9 protein-coding genes are annotated in these 13,324 nt (G+C 63.6%); all 9 read left to right on the plus strand.

Translation table 11 applies throughout. The features are described 5' to 3' along the window. Positions 1-168 precede the first annotated feature (168 nt). The 9 genes from SYV04_RS38050 to SYV04_RS38090 all read left to right on the plus strand — a co-directional run bounded on the left by SYV04_RS38050 (position 169) and on the right by SYV04_RS38090 (position 13,319). Positions 169-1,263 (plus strand): S8 family peptidase, encoded by a 1,095-nt coding sequence (locus SYV04_RS38050; RefSeq protein ID WP_321550967.1) that lies wholly within the window; start codon positions 169-171, stop codon positions 1,261-1,263. A gap of 148 nt (positions 1,264-1,411) precedes the next feature. Further along, positions 1,412-2,365, plus strand: a complete 954-nt coding sequence (locus tag SYV04_RS38055; protein WP_321550968.1) for an SDR family oxidoreductase — start codon at positions 1,412-1,414, stop codon at positions 2,363-2,365. Between the two features lie 129 nt (positions 2,366-2,494). Then, positions 2,495-3,952, plus strand: coding sequence for an NAD(P)/FAD-dependent oxidoreductase (locus SYV04_RS38060; RefSeq protein ID WP_321550969.1), 1,458 nt, complete (start codon positions 2,495-2,497; stop codon positions 3,950-3,952). Next, positions 3,949-5,313: an allantoinase AllB gene (gene allB, locus SYV04_RS38065; RefSeq protein WP_321550970.1), complete on the plus strand. Its 1,365-nt coding sequence runs from the start codon at positions 3,949-3,951 to the stop codon at positions 5,311-5,313. The genes SYV04_RS38060 and allB overlap by 4 nt, the downstream gene beginning before the upstream one ends. A gap of 24 nt (positions 5,314-5,337) precedes the next feature. Next, positions 5,338-6,354, plus strand: a complete 1,017-nt coding sequence (gene alc / locus SYV04_RS38070; RefSeq protein ID WP_321550971.1) for an allantoicase — start codon at positions 5,338-5,340, stop codon at positions 6,352-6,354. Further along, on the plus strand, positions 6,351-6,863 hold the full coding sequence (gene uraD, locus SYV04_RS38075; RefSeq protein ID WP_321550972.1) for a 2-oxo-4-hydroxy-4-carboxy-5-ureidoimidazoline decarboxylase: 513 nt from the start codon (positions 6,351-6,353) through the stop codon (positions 6,861-6,863). The genes alc and uraD overlap by 4 nt, the downstream gene beginning before the upstream one ends. Further along, the gene (uraH, locus tag SYV04_RS38080; RefSeq protein WP_321550973.1) at positions 6,860-7,201 is read left to right on the plus strand and encodes a hydroxyisourate hydrolase; all 342 of its coding nucleotides are present in this window, start codon (positions 6,860-6,862) and stop codon (positions 7,199-7,201) included. The genes uraD and uraH overlap by 4 nt, the downstream gene beginning before the upstream one ends. A gap of 12 nt (positions 7,202-7,213) precedes the next feature. Next, positions 7,214-8,572 (plus strand): DUF6986 family protein, encoded by a 1,359-nt coding sequence (locus tag SYV04_RS38085; RefSeq protein WP_321550974.1) that lies wholly within the window; start codon positions 7,214-7,216, stop codon positions 8,570-8,572. Between the two features lie 193 nt (positions 8,573-8,765). After that, on the plus strand, positions 8,766-13,319 hold the full coding sequence (locus SYV04_RS38090; protein WP_321550975.1) for a protein kinase domain-containing protein: 4,554 nt from the start codon (positions 8,766-8,768) through the stop codon (positions 13,317-13,319). Positions 13,320-13,324: the final 5 nt, after the last annotated feature.

Here is a 13,324-nt window from a genome sequence, read left to right on the forward strand (position 1 = left end):
GCGCCTCCTGACGGAACTGCTCCAAGTCCTTCTCCAACTCCACGGACCACCTCCTGGTGTGTGGCCGCAGGTGGTCTCACGAGAAGGGGAACCCGTCACGACGGGGCACGGCGAGGTCTTACGTTCATCGGGGCTGCTCTCTGTCTCGCGGCCTGCGGCGGTACCGAGGTGGACGTTCAGGCCGAGGAGCTGGGTGAGTCTCAGGCTCCCCTGCTCATGGCCCCGTCCGGCCAGGGCATCGCCGACGCCTATATCGTCAAGATGAAGGACTCCGCCGAGGCCCGCTCCGTGGCGGCCCTCGCGGGCGTCTCGCCCCGTCACGTGTACTCGAGCCTCAATGGCTTCGCGGCCACGTTGACCCCCGCCCAGCTCACCGCCCTGCGCCGCGACCCGAACGTGGAGTACGTGGAGCAGGACGCGGTGATGCGGCCCCTCGCCACCCAGTCCAACCCTCCCTGGGGCCTGGACCGCATCGACCAGGCCTCGCTCCCCCTGAGCCTGAGCTACACGTACTCCAGCACCGCGTCCAACGTGACCGCGTACATCATCGACACCGGCATCCAAGCCAATCACGTCAACTTCAGTGGCCGGGCCACCAACGTCTTTGACGCCTTCGGTGGCACCGGCGCCGACTGCAACGGCCACGGCACGGCCATCGCGGGCATCGTGGGCTCGACCACCTACGGCGTGGCCAAGGGCGTGAAGCTGCGCGGCGTGCGCGTGCTGGACTGCAACGGCTCCGGCACCACCTCGGGTGTCATCGCCGGCGTCGACTGGGTGCGCGTCAACCACCTCGCGCCCGCCGTGGCCACCCTGAGCCTCGGTGGCGCCGCCTCCGCCGCGCTCAACACGGCCGTCACCAACCTGTCCAACGCGGGCGTCTTCATCGCCGTGCCCGCCGGCGACAGCAACTCCAACGCCTGCAACTTCTCGCCCGCCGGCGCCACCGCCGCCACCACCGTCGCCGCGACGGACAAGAACGACTGCAAGACCGCCTCCTCCAACCATGGAACCTGCGTCGACCTGTACGCGCCCGGCGCGCTCATCCCCACGACGTGGAGCAACGGCGGCACCATGACCCTCGGCGGCACCTCCACCGCCGCCGCGCATGTGACCGGCGTGGGCGCGCTCTACAAGGCCACCTATGGCAACGCGGCCTCGGCCACCGTTGACCTGTGGATCAAGAACACCGCCATCGCCGGCGTCGTCTGCAACAACCCCGTCGGCACGCCCAACCGGCTGCTCAACAAGGGCGCGCTGTAGCCGCAGGCCAGTGGACAGGGGAGCACGGCGCTCTGCTCCTCAAAGAACAGCGGAACCCATCCCTGACACAGGTTGTCAGGGATGCCCGGCTACGGTGCCTGAACGAGCGGTGAGGCAGGTCCGCCTCACCTCGTTTGGGAGAAGAGCCATGAAGCCACTGGAAGGACGCATCGCCCTCGTCGCCGGAGCCACGCGCGGCGCGGGACGCGGCATCGCGACGATGCTCGGTGAAGCGGGCGCCACGGTGTACTGCACCGGGCGCAGCGTGCGGGGCCGCCCCGCCACCGGCACCCGCCCCGAGACCATCGAGGAGACCGCCGAGCTCGTCACCGCCCGGGGCGGCCGCGGCATCGCGGTGCGGACCGACCACACCGTCGAGTCCGAGGTCGTCGCTCTGTGCGAGCGCATCAAGAGCGAGCAGGGCCGCCTCGACGTGCTCGTCAACGACGTCTGGGGCGGCGACGACCTCACCGAGTTCAGCGTCCCCTTCTGGAAGCTCAAGCCCGAGCAGGGGCGGCTCATGCTCGATCGTGGCATCTACTCGCACATCCTCACGAGCCGCTACGCCGTGCCCCTCATGCTCGAGCACAACCGGGGGCTGATCGTCGAGATCACCGACGGGGACTCCTTCGGCTATCGCGGCAACCTCTTCTATGACCTGGTCAAGATGTCGGTCATCCGCCTGGCCTTCGCCATGTCCTGGGAGCTTCGGCGCCACCCCATCACCTCGCTCGCGGTGACACCGGGCTTCCTTCGCTCCGAGGCCATGCTCGAGGGCTTTGGCGTCACGGAGGCCAACTGGCGCGACGGCGCCGCCAAGGACCGTCACTTCATCGCCTCGGAGACACCCTTCTATGTCGGCCGGGCCGTCGCCGCGCTGGCGGCGGACCCGAACGTCTCCGCCAAGAACGGACGTGTCTACAGCTCCTGGCAGCTCGCCAAGGAGTACGGCTTCAAGGATGAAGACGGCAGCCAGCCCGACTGGGGCACGTACTTCCTCAAGGCCTTCGGGCGCTCCTACACCTTGGCCGACGAGGCCGCGTACGCCACCTGGGCCAACGGGCTGATGGAGCTCGCCTACCCCGACTGGCCCAAGGAGTGAGGCTTTCTGGCCTTGGGCTGAAACATGGAATAAAATGTTTCAGTCCTCAGGCTACCCCTCCGTCGGGCACTCCACCAACCAGGCGCTTGTCCTCAACACCTGGTTGGCGGAGAAGGGGTGGAGCGTGATTTGACTACCCCCATGCTTCTCGAGTCCCCAAGCCCCCTCGCCAGGTCTGGCCCTGGCCTCGCCTCGCTCGAAGCCACCCTCCGCAAGGACCTGGAGCGGCTCGAATACCCCAAGCGCTCCTGGGTGCTGCCGCGGCGCACCCGCGACGGCCAGCCCGTGCTGGACGTGCTCATCATCGGTGGGGGGCAGAGCGGCCTGGCCGCCGCCTTCGGGCTGATGCGCGAGAAGGTGACGAACCTCCTCGTGGTGGACGACTGCCCTCCGGGCTTCGCGGGGCCGTGGAAGACGTTCGCGCGCATGCACACGCTGCGCACCCCCAAGCACCTCACCGGGCCGGACCACAACCTGCCCACCCTGTGCTTCCAGACGTGGTTCGAGGCCCAGTACGGCGAGGCCGCCTGGCAGCAGCTCGGCCTCATCCCCAAGGAGATGTGGGCCGACTACCTCGACTGGTACCGCCGCTTCCTGCAAATCCCCACGCGCTGCAGCACCCGCGCCGGGGCCCTCTCCTGGCGCGCCGAGGACCGGTGCTTCGCCGTACCCGTGCAGCCCGTGGGTGGCGGCGCCACGGAGACGCTGCTGGCGCGCAAGGTGGTGCTCGCCACCGGCATCGACGGCTCGGGCCGCTGGGAGACTCCGGAGCAGATCGCCCGCCTGCCGCGCGAGCTGTGGGCCCACACGCGGGATGACATCGACTTCGAGGCCCTGCGCGGCAAGCGCATTGGCGTGCTTGGCGCGGGCGCCTCCGCCTTCGACAACGCCTCGGTGGCCCTGGAGCGCGGCGCCGCCGAGGTGCGCATCTTCTACCGCCGCAAGAGCCTGCCCACGGTGAATGCCTACCGCTGGGCCGAGTTCGTCGGCTTCCTCAAGCACCACGCGGACCTGCCGGACGCGGACCGCTGGCGCTTCATCCGCCGCATCCTCGAGATGGGGCAGCTGCCGCCGCACGACACCTACCACCGCGCCCGCGCCTTCCCGAACTTCCACATCCACGGCGACAGCCCGTGGCTCGACGTGCAGGCCGTGGACGGCGCCGCCCGCGTCACCACGCCCCACGGCACGTACACCTTCGACAAGCTCATCGTCGGCAGCGGCACGGTGACGGACCTGTCGCTGCGTCCGGAGCTGGCCAATCTCATCGGCGACATCGCCCTGTGGAAGGACCGCTACAGCCCTCCGCCCCAGGAGGCGAATGGGGACCTGGGGCGCCACCCGTACCTGGGGCCGAGCTTCGAGTTCCAGGAGAAGGTGCCGGGCCACGCGCCGTACCTCTCCTCCGTCTACAACTACACCTTCGGCTGCCTGCTCTCGCTGGGCTTCGGTGGAGCCAGCATCTCCGGCATGAAGTACAGCCTGCCCAAGCTGGTCAACGGCATCACCCGCCAGCTCTATGTCGAGGACAAGGACGCCTACTTCGAGTCCCTGATGGCATACGACGTAAAGGAGTTCGAACCGTGAGCGGAAGCCCCTGGGTCCTGGTGAGTCGGCGCGTCGTCACCGACGGCGGCGTGCGCGAGGCGGCCGTAGTGGTGAAAGACGGGAGGGTGGAGGCGCTGCTCTCCCCCAAGGATGTGCCCCAGGGGTTCGAAGTCACCAACGTGGGCGAGCAGGTGGTGATGCCCGGCGTGGTGGACTGTCACGCCCACATCAACGAGCCGGGTCGCACCGAGTGGGAGGGCTTCGAGACGGCCACGCGCGCCGCGGCCGCCGGAGGCATCTCCACCGTGGTGGACATGCCGCTCAACTCCATCCCCGCCACCACCACGCTGGAGGCGCTGCGCACCAAGGCCGCCACCGCCGAGGGCCGCTGCGCCATCGACTATGGCTTCTGGGGCGGCGTCATCCCCGGCAACGCGGGCGAGCTGGAGGGCATGGTCGATGCCGGCGTCACCGGCTTCAAGTGCTTCCTCATCCACTCGGGCGTGGACGAGTTCCCCCATGTCACCCGCGAGGACCTGGACAAGGCCATGCCCATCCTCGCCCGGCGCGGCGTGCCCCTCATCGTCCACGCGGAGCTCACCGAGCACGAGCGCCCGCCCCAGGGCGACACGCGCACCTACCAGAGCTACCTGGCCTCGCGCCCGCGCCGCTGGGAGGACGACGCCATCCGGATGATGGTGGAGCTGTGCCGCAAGCACCGCACCCGCGTGCACATCGTCCACCTGTCCTCCTCGGACGCGCTGCCGGACATCGCCGCCGCCAAGCGAGAGGGCCTGCCCTTCACCGTGGAGACGTGCCCCCACTACCTGACCTTCGACGCCGAGCACATCCCCGACGGCGCCACCCACCTCAAGTGCGCCCCGCCCATCCGCGAGGCGGAGAACCGCGAGAAGCTGTGGGATGCGCTGGCCCGGGGCACCATCGACATGGTGGTGTCGGACCACTCGCCCTGCACTCCGGGCCTCAAGCACCTGGACCGGGGCGACTTCGCGGCGGCGTGGGGCGGCATCGCCTCGCTCCAGTTCAGCCTGCCGGCGGTGTGGACGGGCATGCGCGCGCGCGGCCATGGGCTGGAGGCGCTGGTGCGGTGGATGTGCCGCAACCCCTCGCGCCTGACCGGCCTGGAGGGCCTCAAGGGCAGCCTCACCCCCGGCGTGGACGCGGACCTCGTGGTGTTCGACCCCGAGGCCAGCTTCACCCCCGAGCCCTCGGCGGTGCTGCACCGCCACCCCCTCACGCCCTACGCGGGCCTGAAGCTGCAGGGCGTGGTGGAGCGTACATACGTGCGGGGCGTGCCGGTGTATACCCGCGGTGAACCCGCGCAGCGTCCCACGGGGCGGTGGGTGCGACGTCCTGGCGCCGCGCGTTCGGTGACGTAAGGTATCCACAACAGGAGCCTCCCCATGCAGACCCCCGAAGAAGGCAAGGTGCGCGTCGCCTTCGCCGAGCTCATCGATCTGGCCGCCGAGAAGGTGGGCGGCCGCGCCCTCATCGCCAACGACGAATTCTTCGCCCCCAAGGAGAACATGCTCAAGCCGGGGCGCGGCGTCTTCATCCCGGACAAGTACACCGAGTTCGGCAAGTGGATGGACGGCTGGGAGACGCGCCGCAAGCGCGTGCCGGGCTACGACTGGTGCATCCTCCAGCTCGGGCTGCCGGGCGTCATCCGCGGCGTGAACGTGGACACCAACCACTTCCTCGGCAACTTCCCCGAGTACGCCTCGGTGGATGCGCTGGAGGCGCCGGGCAATCCCTCGCCCGAGTCGCTCACGGGCGCGGCGTGGACGGAGATCGTCCCGAAGACGAAGCTGGCGGGCGGCACGCAGAACTACCTGCCGGTGGCCAGCGAGCGCCGGTGGACGCACGTGCGCCTCAACATCTATCCGGACGGCGGCGTGGCGCGCTTCCGGGTGCATGGCGTGGTGAAGCCGGATCCCGCGAAGCTGGCCGGAGGCCAGCTGGTGGACCTGGCGGCGGCGGAGAACGGCGGCATGGTCGTCACCTGCAATGACGCCTTCTTCGGGCTCAAGGACAACCTCATCCTCCCCGGCCGCGCGGCCACCATGGGCGAGGGCTGGGAGACGCGGCGCAAGCGCGTGCCGGGCTTCGACTGGATCGTCGTCAAGCTGGCCGTGCCGGGCACGGTCCACAAGCTTGAGGTGGACACCAACCACTTCAAGGGCAACTACCCGGACACCTGCTCGCTGGAGGGCTGCTTCCTCAAGGAGGACCTCCTCGACTTCGCCAACGCGAAGGACATCACCTGGCAGGAGATCCTCCCGCGCACGAAGCTGCAGGCAAGCCACCAGCACTTCTTCGAGGCGGAGCTGCGCGCCCAGGGGCCCTTCACCCACGTGCGCCTCAACATCTTCCCGGACGGCGGCATCAGCCGGCTGCGCGTCCACGGACGCCCTGCGTGAGCAAGCTCGCGTGGCTCAATGGCCTGCCCCTGGAAGAGGCCAAGGCGGAGTTCCTGCGCTGCTGTGGCTCCACCCGCTGGGCGGAGGCCATGGCGCGCGCGCGGCCCTTCAAGACCGACACCGCCGTGTACTCGGAGGCCGGCTGGCTCTGGTCTCAGACGAGCACCGAGGACTGGCGCGAGGCCATGGCGCACCACCCTCGCATCGGTGATGTGTCCAAGCTGCGCGAGCGCTTCAAGGCCAGCGGCGCCTGGAGCGAGCAGGAGCAGAAGGGCGTGCAGGGCGCTGGCGAGGACGTGCTGCAGGGGCTGGCGGACGGCAACCGCGAGTACGAGGAGCGCTTCGGCTTCATCTTCCTCATCTGCGCCACGGGCAAGAGCGCGCAGGAGATCCTCGAGCAGCTGCGCGAGCGCATCAAGAACCCGCCGGCGCTGGAGTTGCGCATCGCCGCCGGCGAGCAGGCCCAAATCACCCGCATCCGACTGGAGAAGCTCCTCACCTCGCCATGAGCACCCTGTCCACCCACGTCCTCGACACGCAGTGGGGCCGCCCGGCGGCCGGCGTCCCCATCACCCTGGAAGTGCAGGAGGGCTCCGGCTGGCGCGAGCTGGCGCGCGGCACCACCAACTCGGATGGGCGGGTGAAGGACTTCCTGCCCGCGGGCACGAGCCTTCAAGCGGGCATCTATCGGATGGTATTCGACACGGCGGAGTACTTCCGGGCACATGCCACGCGCGGCTTCTATCCGTATGTCTCGGTGGTGTTCGAGCTGTCCGCCCCGAATGAGCACTACCACGTGCCCTTGCTGCTGAGCCCCTTCGGCTATTCCACGTACCGGGGGAGCTGAGCCCCTCTGCCTATGCCCACGAGCCTGTCCTCCCGGATTCCCACGGCGCGTGAGGCGCTGGCGAAGGCAAACCACGCCTATGCCCGGACGTATCCGGGTGAGTCCGCCCGCCGCCAGCCGGTGCATACCGTGTACGGCGGCGCGCACCTCTTCAAGGCCGGCACGGCGCGGAAGATGGGGCAGATGGCGCTCGCGGCGCTGCGCGAGTACGCCCCCACCGTGTCGGAGCTGACCGAGTGCCTGGACCTGCCGCTGAGCGGGGGCTTCGCGCAGCAAGTGCATGAGCGCGTGGTGGCCAAGCTCGAGCGCGAGGCGGTGGAGGACTTCCGCATCGACTTCGAGGACGGCTACGGGCACCGGCCGGACGCGGAGGAGGACGGGCACGCCGTCTCCACGGCGGAGGAGGTGGCGAAGGGCCTGGCCGAGGGCCTGCTGCCGCCCTTCATCGGCATCCGCATCAAGTCGCTCACCGAGGAGCTGTTCCCTCGGGCCGCGCGCACGCTGGAGCTGTTCGTCACCACGCTGCTGGCGCGCACGGGCGGAAAGCTGCCGGAGAACTTCGTCGTCACCCTGCCCAAGGTGATTGCGCCCGAGCAGGTGGCGGCGCTGGTGCGCATGCTGGAGGTGCTGGAGAAGGACGGAGGGCTGCCCGCCGGCGCGCTGAAGCTGGAGCTGATGGTGGAGACGCCCCAGTCCCTGTTCGACGCGCAGGGTCGGCTGGCGCTGCCGGGGCTGGTGGCGGCGGCGGAGGGGCGCTGCGTGGCGGCGCACCTGGGCGTGTATGACTACACGGCCTCGCTCAACATCACGGCGGCGCACCAGAGCATGCTGCACCCGGCCTGTGACTTCGCGCGGCACCTCACGCAGGTGGCGTTGGCGGGCACGGAGGTGGCGCTCTCGGACGGGGCCACCAATGTGATGCCGGTGCCTCCGCACAAGCCGCAGGGCAACCAGTCCCTCTCCATGGCGCAGCTGGAGGAGAACCGCGAGGTGGTACACCGGGCGTGGCGGCTGGCGTACGAGCACACGCGCCACTCGCTGCGGCTGGGCTACTACCAAGGGTGGGACCTGCACCCGGCGCAGCTGCCCGTGCGCTACGCGGCGGTGTACGCGTTCTTCCTGGAGGGAATGGACGCGGCCTCGCGTCGGCTGAAGTCCTTCATCGAGAAGGCGGCACAGGCGACGCTGCTCGGAGACGTGTTCGACGACGCGGCCACGGGCCAGGGCCTGTTGAACTCCTTCCTGCGCGGCATCGCCTGCGGGGCCATCACCGAGCAGGAGGCGCAAGCGACGGGGCTCACGCTGGAGGAGCTGCGCAGCCGCTCGTTCCTCAAGATCCTCGAGGGCCGTCGCAATGCGCGCATGACATGAGATTTTGGAGACAATGAAGGCCTAACCGCTACATGCAGGTCACAGCGGAGCCACCTCAGTAAGCAGTTCGACGCGGAGCTTTTGCATCCATGAACTGGGGGTTGCAAACCTTCACTTTCGTGCAACCTAGCTCTTGCTTCAAATAGGCTCCTCTTGGTCTGCTCAGAGAGGCATCTGAGGAAAGAGGAGAACCTTGGCGCTAACCGAGCTTCGTGCCGCACAACTCTTGATGGAGATCTACGTAAGTGAGCCGATTACGTCCTCCGAGAGGGCATCGCTTCCTATTCTTCGCGGGCGAATTGATCGCGTTCGCGAGCTAAAGGAAGCCTTCCGCAAAGCGTTCAACAGGAATCCGGCTCTACGAAGTTATGACGATTTGACAGCCGTCATTGATCGAGTCGTTCAACACGAACGAATCCAAGATCCCGAAGCACGCCGAAGTGTCGTGAGTCCGATCATAGACGTGCTGGCCATGACATTTGATCAGCCCGTTATGTCTCGGCCTTTCTACAAGAAGACGTGCAGGGAAATCGGAGATCGCGTAGCGCTACTGCGCCTTACTAATACGGCCAATGCACCAGCAGCAATAAACCAAGCAGTTTCACCCCGGCTTACAGCGCTAGCATCGACGGAGTCCGCTGCTACTCCCCTCCTCCATACATCTCCTGATCTGCACGAGGTGGGAGTGGCGTATGCCGAAGTTCCTTCTCCGCCGGATTTAACAGGCACTGAGTTATCTCCTGCAGACCAGCCCATTCGAGCGCCGTCGTCGCTTGGGCTACCAATCGCACTTCCTCCTAAAGCAACAAGCCTTCGAGCACTTCAACAGTTTCTCCAGCGCAAGAAAGTATCGGACGAAGCTCAAACACTCGCTACATCGCAGGCACACCTTGCACATGCCGAGGAGCAATGGTCTGCTGACCCTACAAGTCCAAGCTCCTGCGAAGCTTTTCGTGCTGCACTCGCTGCAGTAGCCGAAAATGCAACACGCTTATTATCTTCAGTCCCAGATGCAGACCGAGTTGCTACCATTGCCCGAGAACGCGCGGCTCTTGCCCAAGAACTTTCAATCGCTGAAGATGTATCAATTACAGATCGCGATTATCAACGCCTTGCCGACGTTGGGGATTGGGTACGGCTTAGACGTGCAGCAGCGCTAGTTCACGAACTCGACCGTGGCGTGCTGCCAGCATGGGCTTGGCCAGGAGTACTTTCTGCCCAGGAACGCGGCTCAGCAATCACTCGCCTAGCTTCCGTAGCAGCAGACAGTGTGTTGCTGGACGATCTAGACCGTGCCTTGAAGTGGTCCGCTGAACTTTCCCCTGAAGAGCGTGCTCAGCTCGCTGCACTCCGCGAACCTGATGAACTGGGTGCTCTTTTTCAGCGCCTCAAGACCGCATGGTCAGCCGCCGACGAGGAACTTCATCACCGTTCACAACTCGCCAGCATGCTCTCAGCGATGGTTGAAGTATTCGACCAGACTCGTCAGCAAGAGATTCTCAACGAAGCACTCACCACTCCAGAGCGGAGTGCTACGGTTGAACTCTGCCACTCAGCTTATGTGAAGCTTGCTGACCTGAGAGGCGATGTCCATGCGAACGTTCTTCAGGCGGTCCTAGAGCAGATTCGTTCTCTTGACATGAATGTGAAATTGAGTATCGAAACCATCTCTAGAGCTCGCGAGCGCTTTCCGTTCACTCGGAATGTAGACTCGTTGCACGCAATTTTTGCACTTACGAATCTAAGTTTCCCATCCAACTCCGAACCTATCTCGCCCAAACCTGCCGAGCAGTACAAAGCAGAAATCTCACATCCACTTTCACGCCAATCTGGAATGAGTGCCCAAGCATATGCTGCACGCTTGATTTGGTTTCGCGCAGACTCGGCCCAGCAATACGGGACAGTAGCACTCCCCGTACGCGTTACCTTACGCCCAGCTCCGACTCAGCCGGTGGATCTTTCTCTTAATATCCAAGCCGAGCAGCTCACCAACATTCCAAGTCAGTGGCGAGAACAAGTTATCCCCCGCGTTATGCGTTTGGAGCGGCTTGTCCACATCACGGACGGTAGTGCGCGTCAGGATGTCGAAATTCTTATCCCAATTACGCGTGCAGAAGCTGATAAGGTGCGCGGGCGGAATCTTAAAGTACGCATTCGTCTTAGCGGCGCTGCGTTACATGAAGCCGCCGAGCAAGAACTTACCTGGAGGGATTTGATAACCGAACTACCCGTCATGGAATCTCCGTTCCCACAGAACGTCGATCCAGACGAGATGCTTCAGCGCCCATTGGGTATTGAACGGCGCTTCCAGGACGTCTTGTCGCTCGTGAAGGCTGGCGAGAAATCGCTCATCATACATGCTCCTAGGCGTTTTGGAAAGACCACTCTACTGCGAGCGCTTGTCCAGAAGACCGCCGCACTAAAAGACGTGATCGTTTTGGAGGATGTGACAGCAAGTGGACACGATGTCGCGGGGATATGGCGTCTCGTATGTGGTGCGCTAGAGGCTCGCCTGAAGCGTCCAGTCCATGCTGAGCTTGAGGATGGTCTTCTTCCTCGCAGAGACGCATTCGATCAGGTGCGCCAAGAGGCTGCAGCGTTGGGAGTGCGCACCATCTATATTCTCATTGATGAAGCGCAGGCACTTTTTAACAGCATCGAGCCCAAAAGAGCTCGGCAGCTTTCCGAACGTATCAAGGAGCGACTGGAGAAGAGTTGGGGTGTTCGCACACCACAGACTGCGGCAATTCGCCTTGGTCTTGTCGGTCAAGCACATCTTGATGCATTAGTGGGCGCGAATCTTCTCGGCGCAATCCAAGGCAAGATTTCGTCCGAGTCAATTCGTGAGGAAGAGTTACTTCCTGTTCTGCGCAAAGCTGCAGAGCAGGGCGAGGGCGTCCAGAGTTCATCAGATGCGAGGCAGCGCTTAGTTGATCTTGCAGGCAACATCTGGATTCTCGACAAGCTTTTGAGCGAAATACTCAACCACTGCCGCCAACGTGGTCGTGCTTGGTTCGTTTTAGATGACGTTAATGCTGCTGCCGACAGGCTTGTAGCAAAGGATCGGAACGGCCAAGATCAACACCTCTGGACCTATGTTCGGGACATTTTAAATGAAGCGAACGATCGAAATGATTGGGAACCAAGCGACGCGTATCCCGTTGCTCTAGCATGGGTGCGCGCGCGCGACGAACGGACGCCCCACGATAAGCTCCAAGAACGCTTACAGCAAATTCTGCAAAGTTGGAGCCCGCACTACGAAATCCTAAGCTCACGGGTTGCCGAATGTATGAAGCGACTCCGAGAGATGGGCGTAGTGACTCAAGACGGGCACTTCACCACGCCTATACTAGAGCGCCTTCTGCTCAACCGAGCCACTGCTTCAGATCCATTTGGATCAGAAGACGAGGTAGAGGTGCTATATCGACTGGGGCTTCAGAAGATTCGAAGGCCTCGCTCGGTTGACGAATCAGACAACTTTGTCACTAGTGGAGGCCAAGCACGCATTTATCGAGCAAATGAAGGCACACAGACTCTTGCCGTTCGTTGTATTCAACTTATCGAGCCTAGGACCCGCGATCGCTTCATCCATGAGGTGACACTGCTTGAAAAATTGAATGAAGCCGCCACTTACGAGGCCGCTGACTGGGGGAAAGCCTTCGTACACCTGCCCAAACTTGTGCGCGCAGGAATTGCGGATGACGACTCAAATCTCGGCGTTGTCATCTACCAATGGATTGAAGGTGCAAAACTTGAGCGCAAGTCCCTTACGGATCTTGCGGCAATCACTATTGGCGCAAGCCTCTCGTCGGTAATCGAATTACTTGCCGCAATGGAAGTAGTTCATCGCGACATCAAACCTGACAATATTCTCATCAAAACACAGACCCGAGAGCCAGTATTAATTGACTTCGGACTCGCTCGCGCCTTGTCAGAACTGCAAACTGGCCCAGAGTCCGTTGCAGGTGTCCCCGAGTTCCTACCTCCTGAGGTGCGTGACGAAAATACGTCGCGCAGTTGGACGACCAAGGGAGACGTGTACTCCTTTGGAAAGACTCTAAAGGTATGCCTTAAGCAAGATCCATCAAAGGGCCTTAGGCAACTACTAGACGATCTCACTGCGAAAGACCCTACCCGTCGGCCAACTCCTCGCATTATTCGCGAACGCTTTGACCAACTTAAGGACGATCTCCGGCTCACAAGCCGCCTTACGGAGTTCCAGGATCGCCTAACAACATTTGCTACAGAGGATGCAGTTGTTGGTAAGTTTATTCGAACTGCTGCGCCTGACATATGGGCATGCAAGGTAGGCATTGTTACGTCGGATGAACTGCGAGTAACCTCGATTGCGTCGTTTCTGGAAAACTGCTTCGAACATATCATCCGCACGCAGCACTCTCATTTGATTGACGAATTCCGCCAGCAAGGAACCAATTACCTGCTTCATGCAGAGCGCATACTCAAGCGTGAGTCGAGTTGGAAAGAGTTAAAGACCTTTGGCCTAAAACAGGAAGTGCGGGCGTGCGGATATCTGCGCAATGCGGACGCCCATCCAGAGGACTTTGCCTCTAACATGGAACGAGCTTACCGCGCAGTCGGCAAGCAGCGACCATTTCAAGTAGAGCGCCGCGAAAAAGACCCAGTCCTTCGAGATATTGTTCTGCAAACAGCGGGGCTCATGGAGAAGATCTACAATCCCTCACGGCTTCGTCCACTCATTGAGTATTGGTTACAGCCCTTGGCCTGATGATG

This window comes from Hyalangium ruber (assembly GCF_034259325.1).
Taxonomy (GTDB): Bacteria; Myxococcota; Myxococcia; order Myxococcales; family Myxococcaceae; genus Hyalangium_A; species Hyalangium_A rubrum.